This is a genomic window from Paraglaciecola sp., assembly GCF_039942875.1.
Taxonomy (GTDB): domain Bacteria; phylum Pseudomonadota; class Gammaproteobacteria; order Enterobacterales; family Alteromonadaceae; genus Paraglaciecola.
In genome coordinates this window covers 138,182-156,882 of sequence record NZ_JBDVBQ010000024.1, presented here as the reverse complement: position 1 = coordinate 156,882, position 18,701 = coordinate 138,182, and the positions used below count along the sequence as shown (strand labels likewise).

General features: G+C 39.0%; 14 protein-coding genes. 3 read left to right on the top strand and 11 right to left on the bottom strand.

What is annotated here, in order from left to right; genetic code table 11:
• Window positions 1-45: 45 nt before the first annotated feature.
• On the bottom strand, window positions 46-1,221 hold the full coding sequence (locus ABJE44_RS07175; RefSeq protein WP_348112374.1) for an FAD-dependent monooxygenase: 1,176 nt from the start codon (window positions 1,219-1,221) through the stop codon (window positions 46-48).
• Between the two features lie 186 nt (window positions 1,222-1,407).
• On the opposite strand from ABJE44_RS07175, the gene ABJE44_RS07170 reads away from it, so the two are divergent.
• Window positions 1,408-2,391, top strand: a complete 984-nt coding sequence (locus ABJE44_RS07170) for an ATP-dependent 6-phosphofructokinase (RefSeq protein WP_348112373.1) — start codon at window positions 1,408-1,410, stop codon at window positions 2,389-2,391.
• On the opposite strand, the gene ABJE44_RS07165 is transcribed toward ABJE44_RS07170, so the two are convergent.
• The 4 genes from ABJE44_RS07165 to ABJE44_RS07150 form a co-directional block, all read right to left on the bottom strand.
• A complete protein-coding gene (locus tag ABJE44_RS07165) occupies window positions 2,392-3,210 on the bottom strand; it encodes a LytTR family DNA-binding domain-containing protein (protein ID WP_348112372.1) in 819 nt (272 codons plus the stop codon). It abuts the gene before it with no gap.
• The gene (locus ABJE44_RS07160; protein WP_348112371.1) at window positions 3,200-4,303 is read right to left on the bottom strand and encodes a histidine kinase; all 1,104 of its coding nucleotides are present in this window, start codon (window positions 4,301-4,303) and stop codon (window positions 3,200-3,202) included. Before ABJE44_RS07160 ends, ABJE44_RS07165 begins: the two co-directional genes overlap by 11 nt.
• Before the next feature lie 99 nt (window positions 4,304-4,402).
• Window positions 4,403-4,864: an Mpo1-like protein gene (locus ABJE44_RS07155; RefSeq protein ID WP_348112370.1), complete on the bottom strand. Its 462-nt coding sequence runs from the start codon at window positions 4,862-4,864 to the stop codon at window positions 4,403-4,405.
• A 104-nt stretch (window positions 4,865-4,968) separates the two neighbouring features.
• Window positions 4,969-5,655, bottom strand: a complete 687-nt coding sequence (locus ABJE44_RS07150; RefSeq protein WP_348112369.1) for a flagellar brake domain-containing protein — start codon at window positions 5,653-5,655, stop codon at window positions 4,969-4,971.
• A gap of 107 nt (window positions 5,656-5,762) precedes the next feature.
• Here ABJE44_RS07150 and ABJE44_RS07145 point away from each other — a divergent pair, with 107 nt between their 5' ends.
• Entirely contained in the window at window positions 5,763-7,565 is a 1,803-nt protein-coding gene (locus tag ABJE44_RS07145) for a PDZ domain-containing protein (protein WP_348112368.1), read from the top strand.
• A gap of 42 nt (window positions 7,566-7,607) precedes the next feature.
• Here ABJE44_RS07145 and ABJE44_RS07140 read toward each other — a convergent pair whose 3' ends face one another.
• From ABJE44_RS07140 to ABJE44_RS07115, 6 genes are all read right to left on the bottom strand, one after another.
• Window positions 7,608-8,333 carry a DUF6445 family protein gene (locus ABJE44_RS07140; RefSeq protein ID WP_348112367.1) on the bottom strand — a complete coding sequence of 242 codons (726 nt, stop codon included), beginning with the start codon at window positions 8,331-8,333 and terminating at the stop codon, window positions 7,608-7,610.
• Window positions 8,334-8,350: 17 nt separating this feature from the next.
• Entirely contained in the window at window positions 8,351-9,850 is a 1,500-nt protein-coding gene (locus tag ABJE44_RS07135; protein ID WP_348112366.1) for a tryptophan halogenase family protein, read from the bottom strand.
• Window positions 9,851-9,868: 18 nt separating this feature from the next.
• On the bottom strand, window positions 9,869-10,873 hold the full coding sequence (locus ABJE44_RS07130; RefSeq protein ID WP_348112365.1) for a cupin-like domain-containing protein: 1,005 nt from the start codon (window positions 10,871-10,873) through the stop codon (window positions 9,869-9,871).
• A gap of 56 nt (window positions 10,874-10,929) precedes the next feature.
• Complete coding sequence (locus ABJE44_RS07125) at window positions 10,930-11,658, bottom strand: SapC family protein (RefSeq protein ID WP_348112364.1); 729 nt, start codon at window positions 11,656-11,658, stop codon at window positions 10,930-10,932.
• 37 nt (window positions 11,659-11,695) lie between these two features.
• Complete coding sequence (locus ABJE44_RS07120) at window positions 11,696-13,243, bottom strand: tryptophan halogenase family protein (RefSeq protein ID WP_348112363.1); 1,548 nt, start codon at window positions 13,241-13,243, stop codon at window positions 11,696-11,698.
• Window positions 13,244-13,424: 181 nt separating this feature from the next.
• Window positions 13,425-16,400: a TonB-dependent receptor gene (locus tag ABJE44_RS07115; RefSeq protein ID WP_348112362.1), complete on the bottom strand. Its 2,976-nt coding sequence runs from the start codon at window positions 16,398-16,400 to the stop codon at window positions 13,425-13,427.
• Between the two features lie 701 nt (window positions 16,401-17,101).
• Between ABJE44_RS07115 and ABJE44_RS07110 the strand changes: the two genes are divergently transcribed.
• Window positions 17,102-18,655, top strand: a complete 1,554-nt coding sequence (locus tag ABJE44_RS07110; RefSeq protein ID WP_348112361.1) for an MFS transporter — start codon at window positions 17,102-17,104, stop codon at window positions 18,653-18,655.
• Window positions 18,656-18,701 lie beyond the last annotated feature (46 nt).

Sequence of the window (18,701 nt, the reverse complement as noted above, 5' to 3'; positions counted from 1 at the left end):
ACCTGTTACTTGATACACTTTACTTACTATAAAAATGAGATGCACTTAACGTAAACCCATTGCATATTTCATCGCTTGATTTTTCAATGGCCCAGACGCATGGGCTAACTTTAATCCAAGGTTCCGAAGCACTTTAAACGGCATATAACTATTGCTAAACGCGGCATAAAGTACATCCATGGCACTCATCATAATGAGGTTGTCTTTACGACGACATTTTTCATACTCTTTAAGCCAACTTTCAGGGCTTAAAAGCCATGCGTCTGATGTTGCCTCTGCTTGCTGTTTTTCAATAATATCTAAAAGAACTGAGACATCTTTAAAACCTAAATTCACGCCTTGCCCAGCTAAAGGATTAATCGTGTGTGCTGCATCTCCAACAAGCACGGTATTCCCTTTAAAATATTGATTTGCATGCATACGGGTTAAACCAAAGCTTGCAACATCTAAAACTTCAAAATCGACTAAATCACTGGGAAAATGTTGTTGTATTTGTTGTTTTAACTTGGTTTTTGATAAGCCTTTTAATAACGTAATTTGCTCGACACTTTGATACCAAACTAGTGAGCCATATCCATCAAACAAAGGTAGATAAGCCATGGGACCGTCTGGCGTGAACTGTTGCCATGTAATATCTTGTTGGGGTCCATTGGTTTTTATCTTGATACCCAAGGCTTGCTGCGTGTATTGCCAACCCTGAACACCAATATTTGCCGCTTTTCGAACCTTTGACTGGGCGCCATCGGCACCCACAATTAACTTAGCTTCTATGGTTTTACCACAGGACAGCGTTATTTTAGATTTTGAGCCTAACTGCACTGTAGTCGCGTCTTCATTAGCAAATACATGAATATTGGAATAATCAGATAATGTCTGTTGCAAGCCTAATTGCACAATACGGTTTTCTATAATATGTCCTAAATAGGACTGCCCTAAGCTAGCACTTTCAAAGTCTGTCCGACATCTGGGATCATCCCAAACAGAAAGCCTAGCGTAAGGACACAAACGCATCGCTTCAATATTATCCCAAGCCCCAAGCTCTGTAATCAACTTACCAGAGGTCAAACTAATAGCCGAAACACGCATATCAGGTAACTGAGACTCATTAAAAGCTTTAGGCATATGAGGTTCAATCAAAGCAACGTTTAGGCCTAACTTCCCTAAACCAATAGCGAGGGCCGAACCTACCATTCCACCCCCTACCACACATATATCAAACAAAAGCTTTATCCTATGTCATCCTCTATGGAATTTTATCAAACTTCGAACCTAGTTAATATTGATACTAGCCAAGCAAGGTAATTTAATAGTTATTGATTTAGCTTAGGTTTTAATTAAATCTTGCTTGAGATAGAGAATTTAACCCTCTACTCTTGCTAACAGTCACTATTTAGTAAGGTGTTGTAGATGAAAAAGCTTGCGATATTAACCTCTGGTGGCGATGCTCCTGGCATGAACGCCTGTATACGCTCAATCGTTTTAACTGCTGAACACTATAATTTAGAAGTTCTTGGGTACAAGCACGGTTATAACGGCTTAGTTGAACAAGACTACACACTCATTGAAGCTAAAGATGTTGTTAATATTATACAAAGAGGCGGTACCATTTTAAAAAGTGGTCGCTGCGCAGAGTTTCATACTGAAATTACCGCACGTATTGCAGCTAAGAACCTTGAAGATTTACAAATAGACGCTTTATTAGTCATCGGGGGTGACGGCTCTTTTAAAGGTGCCGCTCATTTGTCACAGTTTTACAAAGGGCAAGTCATTGGATTACCTGGCACTATAGACAATGATATCGGTGGTACAGACGCCACTATTGGCTATTACACAGCCATAGAAACGGCATTGGAGTCTATAGACAAAGTACGTGATACTGCTGATGCTTTTGAGAGAATATTTTTAATAGAAGTGATGGGTAGGCATGCTGGGTTTATCGCATTAAACGCAGCGATAGCCTCAGCCGCAGATAGGGTTCTACTGCCTGAGCTATGTGTAAACATCCAAGATGAAATCGACAAAACCATTGAGCATTTAAAACACGTTTATAGCAAACGAGGCGTTTCAAGTTATATAATTGTTGCTTCTGAAAACTTAATCGCAGGCGGTGCAGTAACGTTAGCGAAAATGATTGCCGATCAAACCCAAATAGAATGTCGCCCAGTGATTTTAGGGCATGTACAAAGAGGTGGCTCCCCTGTCAGCCAAGATAGAGTATTAGCTACTAAACTTGGTGCTTATGGGGTTGAACAAGCAATCAATGGAGAAAATGGCATCATGATTGGGGAGCAAAACAACCAAGCTGTCAAACATAAACTAGCGGTTAGCTGGCAAAACAAGAAACCAGTTGACGAGTATTTACTTAAAATTCAACAGCAGCTTTTTAAGTAACTAAAGCTTAATCATCTCTTTAACCGTATCTCTGTGACTGCGACTTACTTTTAACTCATCTCCTGTACTCAGGATAAGGTGATATTCGCCACTAATATGACTCACTAACTTCTCTACATATCGGATATTTACAATGGCCGAACGATGTACCCTAACAAACTTTTTAGGATCTAACTCGTTTTGTAACTCTTTCATGGTACGGCGCATAATATGGGTTTTTCCCCCCGTATGAACACACATATAATCACCTGCGGCGTCTATCCATTGAATATCAGATATTGCCACACGCGTTATTTCTGACCCGTCTTTAATGGCCAACACATCAGGATACGAGGTAGTCGCGATACTTTCTCCATTTGCCAACTTTTTTAAGATTACTTCACAATCATCCCCAGTAAAATCAGCAACTAATTTTACCAATTTTTGGCTATTTCCACCTTGACGTTGCTGTTCGAGAGTTATCAAAACTTTATCAATTGTTTCTTTAAGGCGTCTTTCATCTACTGGCTTTAAGACATAGTCTAATGCATGTACCTCGAATGCTTTAATCGCATAAGAATCAAAGGCAGTAACAAACACAATTAACGGAAGGGGTTGCTGTAATTCTTGTAATTTATGAATAACTTGAAAACCGTTTAAACCAGGCATTTGAATATCTAAAAAGACTAAATCCGGTTGCATCTCTGAGATCGCAATAACGGCCTCGAGCCCATTTTTACATTCACCAATTATATTTATATTTTCAAAATCAGTAAGCCGCATTGATAACCCCTTTCGAGCTAGTGGCTCATCGTCGATTATCATAGTGTTAATTTTCATCTAGCGAGCCATCCGATTTTTCACTCAATTCATAGGGAATTCTTATATTAACTTTAACACCTGAAGGGTAGTTATGTGAAATAGCAAACGCATAATTATCCAAGTAGAGTGCTTGAAGCCGCTCTTGAATATTTTGTAAGCCCACTCCCCCGCCTTCACTAGGTGGCAAATTTCCATCAGTAATTTCAGCACCAGGTCCATTGTCACTCACGTTTAGCATGAGATCTCGACCAAAACCCTTAGCAGAAATACAAATTTGTCCGCCTTCTGAGGCTTTTGAGATAGCATATTTAATCGAGTTTTCAATTAATGGTTGTAAAATTAAACTTGGAACCAAAGCATCTTTGGTTTTTTCATCAATATCCCAGACTACACTTAGCCTATCTTCAAACCGCACTTTTTCTATTTCTAAGTATAACTCTAATACTTTTACCTCTTGGATCAGTGGTACTTTACGTATCGGATCTTTATCAAGCGAATATCTTAGAAAGTCGCTCAATCTGCTTACCATTGCATCTGCTGTTTTATTTTCTTTCATCAAGATAAGAGTTGATATGGCATTCAGGGTATTAAACAAAAAGTGCGGGTTGAGCTGATATCGTAGCATTCTAATTTGTGCCTGATGTGCCATTGTAGAGGCTCTAAGAACATTTTGCTTTTCTTTCAAAAGCATCTGATAGTTCTTAATACCAAAATAGCCCCCAGTCCAACAAGTCACCATAATTAATGAATTGATAGTATTGGTGAAATACATGTACCACTCTTCAGGTCGATAACCTTTTTTATATATCTCCCAGTAATTAAGATTTTTTACTAATGCCCAAACCAACGCTGTTATGTACAAGCATATCCCTACCATTGCAATCATTTTCAGAGGACTAAGGGTTAAAGCTTTGCGGTAAATATATCTCAGAGGGATGGTTAACAACCAACCAGCATAGGCATTTAGCATAATAATTAACAGCCAAATACTGCGCATATCATGAAGAAATGAACCAATATAATAGATAATTGCAAAACCTACCCAACCCGCTGTATGCAATGTCCAAAAAAGTCGTTCACGACTATCTACTAGCTTTTCCCAGTTAGGCACAATTTTTTCCGAGTAGTGAAATCACATGCAGTATACAAAAAGAAAGACCAAGTGTTTAAAACTTAGTCTTAGAATCAGGGGATTTTATCGCAATCAAGACTAATAATTAATATTCAGACGTTTCAACCAATGTACCCACCACCAAGCAGGGCCTACCAATAAAAATTGCAAATCCTTCATAAAACTAGGCTTCTTACCCTCTATATGATGCCCAATAAATTGTAAAATCCACATTAAAACAAAAAGCGCCACACTAAACTGCCATACCACGACACCCAGCCCTTCTAATATTTGAATACCTAAGAATGACAATATTGAAAGGAAAGTCATGGCTGCACCAATTGGGCCAGATAATTTAAAGTAATAATACAAAGTTGGCACTAGCACAACATGTGCCCAGGTCACATTAAAATAATCTAAAAACGATGGAGTAGGAGCCGACCAAAGTAACGCTATAGTGACAAAATATATGGCTGGTACGGCAATGGTATGAATACCAATATTGGTTTTATTAGTATGGCTTTCACCATATTCATTTAACAAGGCTTCTATCTGGCGCATTTCGTTCTCAACTATTTATAATTAACAATAACTTAACAAGTTAATCTTTAACCATCAATTAAAATTACGCAGCAAGCTATGTTGTTTTTATATCTAGCCTTTTACTAACCTGTGGTTAACATCAAATTTTTAAGTAATTGATCTACAATAGCTTCATCTGTCTCAAACTTAATACCACAATAGAAGTTAACTTCATCATATTTAAAATTCATAATTATACCCACTAACTGAACTTTATTATCAGCGTCATTAGTAAACTCTAGGTTGATAACTTCTCTTAACTTCAATTTATTTGACAGGTATTTCTTATCAACTTGAATACGACAACCATGAACTGAAATATCAATCACTATGGCCTCACAGATCTCCTCACCTATCTTAGAATCTGTGAGTTTAGTTGCAATACGAGTTTGAGCTCGACCTTCGGAACGTAAATCATGACTTTGAATTGCTAAAGGAAAACTAGTAAAAATTAAGTGACTAGGCTTAGTTAAAACTAGAACAACATTCACCTTAAATGCAATAATTACCCCAGTTTCATCCTCGAGTATATAACGCATTACTAGCGACTTATCTTTAAATATCGCTTCTCCTAAGCCCCCCCACTTAGACTCATCAGGATATTTTATGATTAATGAACGAGTACCATCTATACCTACAAATTCTGTTCTAACGCGTTTTGTGGTGCTTGCTGTTGTAACTTGTAAATCAATTTGTTGACCGGGGCGCATTGAACGGATCTTTTTTAGGTCTTCATTAGTCATTCCAACTTTTTCCGTTAATATAGCCATTTAACGCTAACTCCTTAAAACCTTTTGTTATCATCTAATCACAAGCATACACCTGCCATATGTAATAAATAAAGTATATAAAAGCAATAACTTACTAGAGAAACATCATGCAAACGACAGAACCACTAATCCATTACCAAGTAAAATTAACTTCAACTACTGGGCATTTACTCAATGTAAGCTTAACTATTGAGCAACCTCACTTACAAGGTCAAGTTTTGTCACTCCCCGCATGGATACCCGGTAGTTACATGGTGCGTGATTTTGCCAAAAACATAATATGGATTAATGCCCAAGATAAAAACCTGCAAGAGTTAAAAGTCAAAAAACTTGATAAACAAAGCTGGCAAGTAGCACCTTGTGAAGGGCCATTGCATATTGAATACCAAATTTACGCATTTGATCTATCCGTTAGAGGTGCATATATCAATGATGAGATGGCATTCTTTAACGGTACAAATGTGTTTTTAGCCGTTGAAGGACAGACGCAAACAGCAGTTAAAGTCCTTTTAAAAAAACCTGAAGACACGCATTTATCGCATTGGACAGTCGCCACAACGTTAAACACAGCCTCGAGTAATATTCACAACTTTGGCGAATATTGGGCTAGTAATTATGATGAGCTTATTGACCATCCAGTTTTGTTTGGTGAGTTTGATACTATCCCATTTACAGCCCAAGATGTTGAATTTGAGCTGGTGCTTGCTGGTGGACATCAGGCCGATACCCAAAGGATTGCCTCTGATCTTGCAAAAATTTGCAACTATCACCTAAGCTTTTTTAATGGTCCCTCTCCTATTCGTCGATATTTATTTATTACCCTATTAACAGACAATGCCTTCGGTGGATTGGAGCATATTAGTTCTACTGCACTCATGTACAGTCGAAAAGACCTGCCTAACTTGATGGAATCTGACAAGATGACCGATGGCTATCAGGTGTTTTTAAGTTTGTGTAGCCATGAATTTTTTCATACTTGGCACGTAAAGCGTACCAAACCAGAAGAGCTATTTAACGTTAAGCTAAACTCTGAAAAATATACCGAACAACTATGGATCTACGAAGGTTTTACCAGTTACTACGATGACTTGAGTTTGTTAAAAACTGGACATATTAGCCAGCAGGCATATTTAAAAGTTGTCGCTCAAAATCTAACACGATTATTACGCAATAAAGGACGATTCAAACAAAGTATTACAGACTCAAGTTTTGATGCTTGGACTAAGTTTTATAAACAAGATGAAGGCTCAATTAATCACATTGTAAGCTATTACAATAAAGGCGCTATTTTGGCCTTATGCTTAGATTTAATGATCAGAAAAGAAAGTAAAAATCAGTATAGTTTGGATGACGTAATGCAAGGGTTATGGACTCAATATGGGCAGCTTAACATTCCAACCAAGATAGATTGCGTCCAGCAAATAATTGAAAAAGACTTGGACTTGGATCTATCTAAGTTTTTAGATATGGCCCTTTATTCAACAAAAGAGCTGCCAACATTCAAGTTATTAGCTGAATACGGAATTGAAGTCTCACTTTTTGCTCGAAATGGACTTCAAGACAAAGGTGGTGATTTAGGCAGTTCTCCATTCTTAATTGAGTTTGGCGCGATGGCAAAACCACGAGATATAGGTATTGAGTTAACTCAAGTGATAGAAGATACAGCAGCGTATAATTCTGGGTTACAAGTCGGTGATATTTTAATTGCGATAGACAACTGGCAAGTATCAGCCGATAACCTGAAAACCCAATTAAACCACTTATCTGTTGGTCAAAAAGCGACACTTAGCGTGTTGCGAGACAAAAAGTTTAAACAGCTAGCCTTTATAGCTAACGCAGCAGCGATGGATACAGTAGCGTTAACAATCAGTAATGCGTCTTTAGTTGCCGCTTGGCTCGGTGACTCTTGAAACTGCTGAGTGACTCTGACTGCCTGAAGTACGTAAAATAACTCAGCAAAATTCTAAGAAAACATTAGCCGTTAATCGTCCAGTTTTCGGGTTTGGATCAATATCAGTATCTTTATCAATTAAAATTGAGTGTAGTAGGTACCCCGGATAGAGAACCAATCTATTCGGCTTGTATTCGACTTTATCATAACACTCAAAATGATCGTTAGAGTTTACAAAATATTCTTGGGGGGGCTCGCCATTTTCATGGACAAACTGTTTAGCTGATTGGTAATAAGTTTGCTCTCTATCTGGGGTAATTTTTTCAAAACCTGTAGGTTTATGACGGAAGAAAGCAGTGGCGCCAAACGGACCTTCGTTTAAATAATGCAAAGCGGCAAAATAATAAGGCTGTACTGAGTCAAAGTGAGGCATACGCTGCAACAAACTTAAGTCCTGAGGCTGAGTAGATATTAACGAATAAACATAGAGTTTAGGTCGCATTCTAAACGTTGGTGGTACTTCATACGTTTTTCTAAATAGAGATTGTAGCGGCGTTAACATATCTACCACATAGCCTTTAGGAAGCTTTACGCGTACACCGGGGTACATAGACTGCCCTTGCTCTACCTGTATAAATTCTTCAGATTTAAACGCTTTAGACTTAATTTCATCTAAATCTAAGGCGAAATCATCAATCACTATAATAGGTGTTTGCTCAACACCTATGTTTCGAATAACAGGGATAGAGTTAGGATTAATGTCAATAATTGACCGAGGTTTAGACAAGTGGTTTAACCATTAAGTTAAACCACATTCGATTTGCAATGATGATTAATAAAGTCATTATGCATGGGCAATGCACTCACCCTAGCTCTCACTGATTTTCTAATGCCTTCTAAAAAGTTTTCAAGCTCGGTATCATCCATCATATCGACAATAGAGTGATATTGTTCAGGTTTTAAGCCCTGCCCCAACATGACTTGTAACCAAGAGCTTTCACCAAACAACTCATCTAATTCTTTGAATACTTTTCCTGTTTGTTTAAATAAATCAATTCTATGTTGCAGAGAATCAGGAATAGGCATCGTACGGCAATAATTCCAAAATGCCGAGTCACGCCTTTCCGTTACATGATAATGCAAAATAATAAAGTCACGGATTCCTTCGGTTTCAAACTCAGTAAGCTTATTGAAATGATCAATATCTGGTTGACGGATCCCTTCTTTAGGGAAGTTCTGAAGCAATCGAATAATACCTCTTTGTATCAAATGAATACTGGTAGATTCTAATGGCTCGATAAAACCGCTAGATAAACCGATTGCGACACAATTTTTATTCCAGTGTTTGCGCCGAGTTCCCGTTCTAAACTTAATGACTCTAGGCTCGGTCAATAATTTGCCTTCAACATTATCAAGGAGTAATTGTTTGCCTTCATCGTCAGACATATAACGACTACAAAATACATGGCCATTTCCAGTGCGGGTTTGTAAAGGAATACGCCATTGCCAACCAGCACTTCGGGCAATAGAACGAGTATAAGGAATAGCAGGCTGTATATTTTCGGTTTGCACTGCAACTGCTCGGTCGCAAGGTAACCAATGAGACCAATCTTCAAAGCCAGTATGTAATGCCTCTTCAATTAGCAACCCTTTAAAGCCACTGCAATCAATGAATAAGTCACCTTCAACAACAGAGTTATCAGCCATATCCAAAGATGTAATAAAGCCACTTTCAGGATCAACATTCACTTTTTCAATTTTACCTTCACGGCGCTTCACACCGTTATCCTCAGCTATTTTTCTTAAAAACTTAGCATATAGGCTAGCATCAAAATGATAAGCATGGTTAAACTCTTGGTTGGCTAAGATGGCAAATTTGTTTTCGCGAGCGGCTAAATGCTCAGCACAATAATCCCCAATATCATTGCTACTAAAACCTTTTTCTAGGCCCTTTAACCAAAAGTGTTGAAAGCCACCTGCCCAGCAGTCTTTCCCCAAAAAACCAAAGGAATGCATGTAGTTTTGGTCAACTTGGCGCCAGTTCTCAAATGAAATACCTAGTTTGAATGTTGCACTGGTTGCAGCCATCAATTCGGCGGGCTTGATACCTAACAATCGATGAAATATGTGTAAAGTGGGTATGGTTGCTTCACCCACACCAACCGTGCCAATTTCGTCAGATTCTATTAAAGTAATATCAATGGTTTTGCCTATCAATTTCCCCATTGCTGCGGCGGTCATCCAACCAGCGGTTCCTCCACCTGCGATGACGACACGTTTTACTTTTGATAGTTGCTTATTCATTTTTAAATCCTGACTCTGCTAGCTTTTAAGCTTATTAATTACATTTCTTTTTATATTCATTACTGCACTTTCAGTAATTGGCGTGTGTAACATTCCTTGTGCGCCTTCAGGAATATGTACATGATTATGCTTGTCATGTTCAAAAACATAATAATTAAATTGATTTTTCCATGCTTCACGTTGCTCTTTTGGTAAATCTCTAACGCTCATTATGGCGAGCTGTAATGCATCCATAGGTCGCCCTCCGATTAAAGGCTCAGGTCGCCACCAATGGGTCATTAATACATTTAGAGATTGAAAGGCTTCAACATGATGCCACCACATTCCTGGTAAAATTAAAGCATCTCCAGGATCTAACTCAGCAACAATTGAAGCCTTCAGTGCTGCTGCAAATTTGGGATACTTTTCATAATCTGGAGTGGCAAAATCAACCATACTGATTTCTTGGCCACCAGGAGAAAGCTCTAAGGGCCCAACGTATAAGTTTTCTAATTGCTCGGGTGGAAATAATGTAAAACGCCTCTGACCAAATAAACAACATGCAAGGTTAGCCGGAAAATCGTAATGGGCAGCAATGCGAGACTGGTTACCTATCCAAATATTAGTTACTGCGTTTTGGGCAGTTAAATCAACAAAATGCTGCTCCCTAAAGCCAGGAAATAACTTCTCAACATTGGTAGAACCGATATAAACGGCAGGTGGATTTTGATCTTGACTGTGCTGTAATATTCGCTCGAATACTTTATTTAACCGCACGTTTCCGGCTTTAAAATTAAAACCATTTACCTCATCATTATAAAAAATCCGCCCTTTGTATTTAGAGTCTCCCAAACCTGCTGACACATGCATTCCACGGTAAAATCCCATAAGGTAATCCATGGCTAACTTATCATTTTCGCCAGCAAGTTGCGGCAACGGCCAATGCTTACCGAATCCTTTCAACACAATAGGGGTATCAGAGTTTAATAACTCCTTAGACAAGGTATCTGGGGTAACCCCTTCAATAACATCAACCCTTTTCATTTATGCAACTTCCAGCATTGGCCTAGTGTCGATAACGATAGACTCATAAATAGAACTTACACACCATTTCGCTTGTTCTTTAAATCAATCAAATTACGTAAATTAGATTGGGAAGCCAGCATCATATAAGCAGATTCTAGAAATCCAGCTTGGTGTAATTCCGCAAGGGCATCTTTATCAAGGTCACGTAAGTTATCTTCCTGAATCGTGTAGAAGCCAATCATATTATGCTGTGAACCATCATTAAGTTCGAGATCTAATGTAAATGATTCGATTAAGTCAAACTTTAACAAGCTCTGAACAAATGCTTGATTAGTCTCCATTCCATGGTGAATTGTCTCTAACATATCAGCCATTTCAGTTAAAAATGGGCTACTGGCACCAAACTCTGCAAACAACACTTGCCCTTCACTATCACTAAGTCTTGGGCTGTCTAAATCAATATGAATCACTCTATGCTCAGTGGTTTTACCCTCTTCTATTTTATCTTGTTTACCAATAAAAAATGGTTGACGCTTAATCATTAATGGCACATAACCGGCATTCCATGTGTCTCCCTCAAGAAATAGGTTTTCATTATCTTGAAAACCAGTCATGGCAACAGGGTAAAAGCCACCAGTATTAGGATCTTTTTGGAAGAATATAGGGTAGTGAGCTTGGATACTTCTAAACTCTAGTGGAAAGGTAGGTGTGTACCAGACATTATCACCATATTGTTCACCAAAGGAGGTTACAACTTTTAAGTCTTTATGTTCGATGCTATTAAGTAATACTGTATTAGTCATAGGACTCTTTTATCTCCAACTAACTGACTAGTTATATTTATATACGGGATAAACCATATTGGTTAATTTTATTAAGCAACTCTCTGTTACTAGGTAATGCTTGAAGTAGCCTAGATAGATGCTGTTGATTCTCTTTAAATAAACGCTGACTTTCTTGAACATGGTATGGTTTAACATCACTTTCACTCAGCTGAGTTTCGTAACCCATACCGTACAAGACATATTGAAAACTAGCAAAAGGAAACAGTTCTTCTGCATGTTGGTTATCTTGTTTAGAAGGACTTTGAAATTGCCAGATATCCATTAGTTCTTTTAACGAATCAGGTACCGAGCCTCGATCACGCATATCTTTCCAATAATCAGAATCATCTCTATGACTAAGTACGTAGTGTAGCTTCAAAAAATCCACTATACGCTGCCAACGATAACTAAAAATTCTGTTAAACCTTTTCGCTACAAGGGCCATATGCTCCCTGTTTTGAGGTAATTGTTCTGCAACCATACGAGCCGACAATTCGATTAGTACTAGTGCAGACGCCTCTAGCGGCTCAATAAACCCTGCTGATATTCCAATAGCTACCACATTCTTATGCCAAAACTCTTTTCGGTGACCAGGTGTGAATGATATTTTTCGAGGGGTTAATTTGTCTCTGATACTGGCTGGAACACCTTTACGTTTTAGATAATCTAACAGCGTTTGCTCTGCCACAGAGTCATCGCAATGGGCACTCGAAAACACATACCCCGTGCCTCGTCTAGAAGGTAAACCAATATCCCATGTCCAACCCGATTTTTGTGCTGTAGAAATAGTACATGAAGCAATAGGACTTGACTCATTCTCATAGGGTACTTGCACAGCCATTGCCGAGTCATTCATTAATATGTGCTTTTTAGATTCAAAAGGAACCTGATAATGCTGCCCTATTAGTAGAGATGAAAATCCAGTGCAATCTATAAACAAATCACCCAATACTTGTTGTTGGGTGTCTAAGTCTAAAGAATAAATACAACCTTCAGGGTCGTTATTGATCTGAATCACTTTACCCTGAATATGATTAACGCCTAATTGTTTGGTGCAATGTTGTTTTAAAAACTCACCGAATTTACCGGCGTCTAGGTGATAGCCATAATTAAGATTAAAGGCGTATTCTGGCGTAGAAATTTGTTTAGGCGCTCGGTTGTGCTCTGACAATATTCCCTGTGAGCAAACTGCGTTAGCGAAACTAACTTGTTCTTTCACTGGTAACCAATAAGGCGCAATATTAAATTCAGGTAAACCCACAGGAAGTGTAAATGGATGGTAGTAAGCGTCATTCGCCCCAGTTTGCCAATTTACAAACTTAGAGCCTTGCTTGAAACTTACATCACACTGCTTAATAAACTCAGTTTCAGAAACTCCCATGTCTTTCAGCGTATTGCGCATTGAAGGCCATGTGCCCTCACCTACTCCCACAGTGGCAATATCAGGTGCCTCAATCACACAGACCTGAACAGATGTTGACTCTTTACAGTTGTGTTTTGCAGCTAATAATCCTGCGGTTATCCAACCTGCAGACCCACCACCTACTATCACAATTTTAGTCATCTGTTGCTGCTCCCACTTCCTCACTCATAATATCCAGATAATATACCAAATTATTAGGATACTAGGGGCTGTTGATCTTAAATGAATAAACTTTACTCAAACCAAAAATCAACAGCCCCTAGTATCTATAAAAACAAAAAAGGAGCCACTTACGCAGCTCCTTTTTTAGTCAAATTAGACGCTAGAAACGATATCTAGCACCTAAGTTGTATCGAGCTCCAGTTTGAGTCAAGTTCAATACTTGCTCAGTAGCTCGTCCGCTAATACGAGTATATTCATCGGTAATGTTTAATGCTTCAACAAACACTGATAAGCCTTCAACCGATGGGATTTCATAACTTGCGTTTAGATCCCACTGTGAATATTCTTCAGTATATTGTGGAGCAAACCCGCCAGTGTCTTGACTACGAGAATTTAAGAACTGATCACGCCAGTTGTATGCTAATCGCAAAGATAAACCGTCTTTTTCGTAAACACCGATTAGGTTAGCGGTATCACTTAGCCCCAAGATAGCAGCCTGATCATCAAGAACAGTGTTATCGTATTCTAAGTCAGAATCCACATAGGTATAGTTTGCTAAAATACCGAAACCAGAATCACCAAAGAAGTGCTGAACTGCCAGTTCAAGACCATCAACAGTTCTGCTTTCAGCAGAGTTGGTAGGTGTGCCAATTGTAAATATCAAAGTATTATCAGTAGCAGGGTCACCTGTAATAGTTCCTGCAGCAACATCAACAAAAGGGTCGTCAGCAAAGTTAGTAAAGATATATTCTCTAATCTCTTCCCCTGTAGCCCCCGCAGGAAGTGCTGCTATAGCTGCATCATACTTAGCACCATCTAAAGGGTTTGCTAGGTTAAACACATCAGAGTCAACATTGTCACTTGAAATAAAGTTAACTACATCTTTAGTAAAGTAACCAACAGACACGTAGCTTACATCGTCGTAATACCACTCAAAAGATAAGTCAAAGTTAGTCGATTCAAGAGGCAGCAGCCCAGGATTACCAGCACTACCGTTACCGCCCGCTCTATTTGCAAGACTCGCAACCGAAGTTCCGCCTAACAAATTAGAATAGTCTGCTCGGCTGATGGTTTCACTGTATGCAGCACGAACAACTATGTCGTCAGTCACTTCTAGTGAAACGTTTAAGCTAGGAAGTAAATAGTCATAGTCACCTTCTTGAGTTAAAAAAGTACGCCCATTTTCGTTAAGTACAACTTCAGTCCCTGCAACCCAAGTGGCTTGATCATATGCAACGACAGCTGATGTAGACTTAACATCAGTTTGTTCATAACGTAAGCCACCATCTAGTCTTAGGTACATATCACCGATATCGGTTTCCCAATTAACTTTTACGTATGCAGAGGTATTGGTTTCAGTGGTTGTTCTATCTTCTTGAGCATCAAACTGTGTGGATGGACAAAAAGAATTTCCACAATCACCAATAATGGTAGAAGTATTATCATAAAGCTCTGCAGCTCTGGCTCTGATTTCTTCGAAATCCCAGAAGAAGATTGTATCTAAAATACTAAAATCTGTAAGCGTCGGATCATTTAACTGATTAGCAACACTGAAGTCGCCGCCGCTAACATCGAATTTGTCATGAATAGTGTCTCTCTTAAACCACTCTTCTTCAAAGTCACCCTCTTCGCCCACACCACCCCAATCGTTACGTTGCACGTTAACGTTTTGAACACGGTTACTCACTTCGTTTACAGCTAAACCAAAATCGATACTAGTTGTGTCATTTAAGTTGTATTCGAAGTCTAATTGGGTTTGTTCAATATCTTGAGTATTACGGCCATTCCCAAAAACACTTCCGGTAACACGCATGTCAGACCATTCAACATCGTTGCCACCACCTACTGATAAAATAGGTAAATCGCCAGTAAAATCGGTTGCAGCACTAGTACGTACAAAGCCTGCCATAGATAAGTTTGAGCTCGTTCCCCAAGGACCGTCTGCACCGTATTCAGAATCAGAGTTGTGGTAATCTAAACTAACTTTAAGGTCGTCAGTGGCTTCCCATTCTAAATTAAGACCAATAGAGTTGGTTGTAGATTTCCCTGCAGACTGACCAGCAGCCATCGACAAATCGCCAGGTGCACTATAAGTTTCAGAGTACAATAATGGTGAAGCTACTGGGCCATCTGTCCAAACGTTTTCAGAAGGACCAAAACCATACCAGGCTGATATATCTTGGTGCTGAACAGCGGTAGCGTTTTCAAAGAATGTATAATCTAGAGTAGCCGTCAGAGTATCAACAGGTCGGTATTGTAATACTAACTGAGCATTTTTACGGGTTCTTTGCTGCTCTTCAAAACGATAAATAGTCGTTTGTGGAACAGAGTACACATCATCAGCGCCTGGACGGTTAATTTGTGTAGAATCGTCTGCTACGCCACCCCAGTCAGTCGTATTGTCAGCAGAGCCTTCAAAATTTCTCCAGCCAGTACCCACTTGCGCTTGTTGATTACCACTTTCACGTTTTTGAATGCTACCGGTAATTGACACACCAAATTTGCCGTCATCGAACTTAGTAGAGTAAATACCAGAAATCTCTGGCGTCACACTACCTTTATCGGTTGAGGTATCGTTGACTAACTTGCCAGATACAACGGCTACTGTGCCGGCGTTGTTTAACGGCCTATTCGTTAAAATATTAACTGTTGCACCAATACCGCCTGTTGCGATAGCCGCATTACCTGTTTTATGAACTTCAACGCCAGAAACACCTTCAGAAGCAATATTAGCAAAATCAAATGAGCGACTGCCAGTAGAACTAGGCATTTGACGACCATTGAATAACACTAAATTTTGCTGAGGGCCCCAACCACGAACTGTGATTTCACTACCTTCACCATTGCTTCTATCGATAGCAACACCCGTAATACGTTGCATAGACTCAGCGAGGTTAGTGTCAGGAAACTTACCCATATCTTCAGCAGATATGACATCTACTATACCGTCGCTACTGCGCTTTACGTCCATGGAGCGAATTAAGCTACCACGAACACCCTTGACGTTAATAACTTCTACGTCATCTGCGCTCGCTTCTTGCGCCAAAGCAACAGGAGCAATCGAGCTCACGCCCAAAGCGATAGATAAACTAGCCGCTAAGCGTGTTTTAGTAAATGAAGTACCATGTTTCTGCATTGTCTTTCCTCTCATTGATTCGTTCTAACTTTCAATGATTTGTTAATGTGTGTGTTTGTTCCATTGTGTAACTACCAAGCGATTTCAATACTCACTTTAAGCAAGTTAATGTTCTAGCTTCTATGAAAACGCTTTCATTAAATTAAAGAACACTTGGCTGCAGGTCAATAAAAATTTACATTTATTTTACACTCTGCGTAATTGTCAATGATTTAACTCAACAAATTTTACATTTAAAAAATAAGATCATCAATAACAAGTGTTGATTGACCATCCCCTCAAATACATAAAACGTCAAAAAACAAAAACTTTAATCAACAAATACAATAGGTTAGGCAAGTGAAATTAAAGTAATAAATATAAAAAACCAAACAAAAATATTAACAATATCGCTACAAAAGATGTAATTTATAGAAAGCAGCTTCGACACGAACGTTACAATCAGTCAACATTAACTCGGCAAAACGGACCGTTAAATCGTTAAAATGAACTTATAAACGTTACTTAAAAATAACATTTTTTTACAATATGTACTTTTTTTTCACAAGAAGTTATTGAAAACGTTTTCATTAATATTTAGACTAATCATCGTAGATATTCGCCATTAACTTATTTTTATCAAACCTTGGTATATTCTGCTAAAAATTGAATTCGACCTATGCAATTGCATATACACATGATGAAGTTTCGGAGTTTTTAGAATGACAAAATTGCCACTGTATGAAAAAGTAGGTTATGCCATGGGCGACGCGGCAGCCAATTTAGTTTGGCGCGGGGCTCTAGCATACCTAGCGGTATTTTATACTGATACCTTTGGATTGGCAGCTTCTGCAGCAGCCATTCTATTTTTAGTCGTTAGGTTATCTGACGGTGTTACAGACATCATCATGGGTATGATTGCCGACCGCACAAATACAGCATGGGGTAAATTTAGACCTTGGATATTCTGGTCAACCCCATTTCTATGTTTATTTATGGTCCTTTGTTTTACCTCCCCAGATTTATCAGCAAACGGCAAACTCATTTATGCCTATGTCACCTACATAGGACTGACGCTCGCATATACAGTTAACAACGTTCCCTATTCAGCATTAATGGGGGTAATGACTGAAGATGATAACGAGCGTACCAGCTTAAGCGGCTTTCGTTTTGCCGGAGCATTTTTAGGTGGCTTATTCGTAATGGGCTTTTTACCAACCTTAGTCAGTAAATTTGGCGCTGGCGATGATGCTCTAGGCTATCAGTACACTATGTATTTCTTTGCTGGGCTATTAATGGCTTTAATGGTTATCTCAGTTGCCACCACCAAAGAACGAGTCATGCCGGTACTAAAAGAGCAAAAAAGCCTAGGTAGTGAATTGAAGGACCTTAGCAAGCAGTTGCCTTTTATCCTATTGCCACTTGGGTTTATGACGGCATTTTTCCACTTTCGCAATTGGATAACCGGTATTTTGTTTGTCTTAGTCATCAGCTTAATGACTTGGTTTGTAAAGCGTTTACTCAAAAAAAATCAAGAGAGTAATGCAGCGGCTAAGTCTGGTGTACAACAAGACATGCTTGACCTCATCACGAACAAACCCTGGTTGATTTTATTAGGCATCGGCTTTTTAACCATGATGTTCAACGGTATTAAATACGGTGTCATCGCCTATTACTTTAAGTATTACGTGGGTGACGAAATTATGGCCGGGCAATATTTTATTGCCTTGCTTGTTGTCTCTATTTTGGGCGCCTTGTGTACTAGCTTTATAGCCGAAAAAATTGGCCGTAAAACCCTCCTTATCATAGCGTTGGCAATGAGTAGCTTATTAACTTGTGGCTTTTTCTGGCTGCCGGGTACAAGCGTGGTTCAAATATTCATACTGGGATGCGGCGCTGAGTTTTTCGCAGCCATGATGCCTACCCTTTTCTTTTCAATGTTAGGTGACTCAGCCGACTACAACGAATGGCGAAATGGTCGACGAGCCACTGGTTTAATTTACTCAGCTGGAACCTTTGTACAAAAAACAGGTAGCGGATTTGCGGGAGCATTAATGCTAGTGGTTTTGGCAAGTTACGGATACGACGGTATGGACCCAACAACCATAGAGGGTTCATTGCCTGCTATGGCTTTGCTCATGAGCTTTATACCTGCAGGTTTCGGTTTCGCCGCTGCGGTATTAATGCTTTTTTATCCGATAACTGAGCAAAAACAACGTCAAATGACGGAAGAACTAATAGCGCGTCGAAAAACAGCGGCGCCTATCATCGAATAACTATGACTCAATACTAGTGACAATTGAGTACCTTAAATTTTAAACC